We start from the raw sequence: 2,444 nt of genomic DNA on the forward strand, positions 1-2,444 counted from the left end.
TTTTAAAAGCTGGAGGCCGTTTGGGGGTTGTCAGTTTTCATTCTCTTGAAGATCGTATGGTCAAAAGATTTTTTTCGACTCGTTCTGGAGAACGTATGAGATCACGCTATCTGCCAGAAATAAAGGCTGCTCCAGCAACATTTTTTCCTTTGTTTAGAGGTGGGGTCACGGCAACTAAAGAGGAGTTACAGAAAAATCCTCGTTCACGTTCTGCGCGGTTGCGTATTGGTGTACGGACTGAAGCAGAGGCTCTTACAGAAGATATGAAATTATTTAGTTTAGCAGAGATTGCCAGTTTTGAAGGCGGCAAGAAATGACAGTTTTTCGTACATTTGATATGATTTTAGTGATGATTATGATTTGTATGGCAGGTCTTACTTATAAGGTAAAATATGATGTTCAAAAACGAATGAATGAAGTTCTTCATCTTGAGCATGAAATTGCTGCAGCAAAAAATACGGTGAGTTTGCTTCATGCTGAGTGGGCTGTGATGATCAAGCCTTCGCGCATGCAAAAACTTGCGAAACGTTATCAAAAAGAACTTGGATTAGAAGTTATACAGCCGCGTCAAATCGTAGAATTTAAAGACATTCCGGTACGGGTACATGATCCAATTGAAGAATTGATTAAACAAAATATCTTGGAAGATAATCAAGATATTTTGGCAAATCGTCGGGATTCTCAGATGAATGGTGTTGTCCAAAAAGGCGTGCAGTGATGAAGTCGACTTTTTTATTCTTACAGAAGAAAAAGCACTTTAAGAATTCGTTGAATAATCATAATGTTTCTGTTCGTCGTCCCTATTCTAGTCGTCCACGTTTGCTTTTTTCGTTGTTCTGCTTTTTAGTTTTATATGGCATCATGGGGGCTTGCCTTATTTCTTATGGGTTGGAAGGTGGACAGATTGAAGAAGCAAAGGGGCCAGGAGTTCTTCAACTGACGGCGCGGCCTGATATTGTTGATCGTAATGGTCGTTTATTGGCAACAGATATTAAAACTTATTCACTTTTTGCTGAGCCACGACGTATTATTGATGTGGATGAAACAATTGAATTGCTCTCAACAGTTTTGCCTGATCTTAATTGGCAGGAAACCTATAAGCGCTTAAAAAGAAAAACTGGTTTTTCTTGGATACAGCGTGGGTTAACGCCAATGCAGAAGACACAAATTATGGCCCTTGGTATTCCAGGAATTGGTTTTCGGACTGAAATTCGTCGTTTTTATCCCGATGGACCTGTAACTTCCCATATTCTCGGCATGGTGAATGTTGATAATCAAGGCATTGCAGGTATGGAAAAATATATTGATGATGCGGGTTTGAGTGCTCTGCGTGCTGCTGGTCTTGCCATGGAAGAATCATTAAAACAAGTTCAGCTTTCGATTGATGTGCGACTTCAGGCAATTGTCCATGATGAACTTATTCAGGCTATGAAGCGTTATAAGGCAATTGCTGCAGGAGCTGTTATTTTAAATATACATACGGGGGAAGTTTTGGCGTTGGCATCTCTACCAGATTTTGATCCTGGAAATCCTATTGAAGCTTTAAAAAGTGATCGTCTCAATCGGATGACGGCCGGAACATTTGAAATGGGATCGATTATTAAAAGTTTTACGACCGCCATGGCACTTGATTCCAATATTTTTCATTTAAACAGTATTATTGATGCTTCAAAGCCCATAAAAGCAAGTAGTGGATATATTATTCATGATTTTCACGGAAAAAATCGTCCCTTAACGTTATGGGAGGTTTTTGTTTATTCTTCCAATATTGGTTCTGCTAAAGAAGCATTGGCGATAGGGATTGATAAACATCGTGATTTTTTGCAAAAACTTGGGCTACTGGATCGACTCGCAACAGAGTTGCCTGAAGTTGCTCATCCTATTGTGCCACATCATTGGAAGGATATCCAATCTATGACGATTGCTTTTGGGCATGGTATGGCAACAACCCCCTTGCAAACAGCTGTTGGGGCTGCTGCTTTAATGAATGGTGGTTGGTTAATTGCTCCGACATTTTTAAAACGGACAAAAGAACAAACTTTGCACCATGCAAAACGGGTTTTGCATGCTAAAACAAGTCAAAATATGCGTTACCTTTATCAATTAAATAGTGAGATTGGGTCTGGACGTAATGCAAAAGTAGAAGGTTATCGTGTAGGTGGTAAGACAGGAACAGCTGAGAAAGTTGAAAATGGAAAATATTCTAAAACAAAAAATTTCAATAGTTTTCTTGCTGCTTTTCCTATTGATGATCCTGCTTATGTTGTTTTAACAATTATCGATGAACCAAAGCCTGCAGAGGGACAGCGTTCATCAACAGCGGCGATGAATGCTGGACCAATGCTTGCTAATATTGTTCGTCGCACTGCTAGTTTTCTTGGTGTAAAACCCGATTTTAAAAAAGAATATGAGCCTCTTTTAAGTAAAAAGAGCAATTCAAGTTT

At 39.2% G+C, this 2,444-nt stretch carries 3 protein-coding genes; all 3 read left to right on the forward strand.

What is annotated here, in order from left to right:
• Positions 1-317 (forward strand): 16S rRNA (cytosine(1402)-N(4))-methyltransferase (gene mraW / locus ACFIQE_RS09605; RefSeq protein WP_375707632.1); only part of this gene is annotated, 317 nt, incomplete at its 5' end.
• The gene (locus ACFIQE_RS09610) at positions 314-718 is read left to right on the forward strand and encodes a hypothetical protein (protein ID WP_375606961.1); all 405 of its coding nucleotides are present in this window, start codon (positions 314-316) and stop codon (positions 716-718) included. The genes mraW and ACFIQE_RS09610, both read left to right, overlap by 4 nt.
• On the forward strand, positions 718-2,444 hold a 1,727-nt coding region (locus ACFIQE_RS09615), incomplete at its 3' end, for a peptidoglycan D,D-transpeptidase FtsI family protein (protein WP_375707633.1). The genes ACFIQE_RS09610 and ACFIQE_RS09615, both read left to right, overlap by 1 nt.

The organism is Bartonella sp. AA1HLJMS, assembly GCF_042197445.1.
GTDB lineage: Bacteria > Pseudomonadota > Alphaproteobacteria > Rhizobiales > Rhizobiaceae > Bartonella.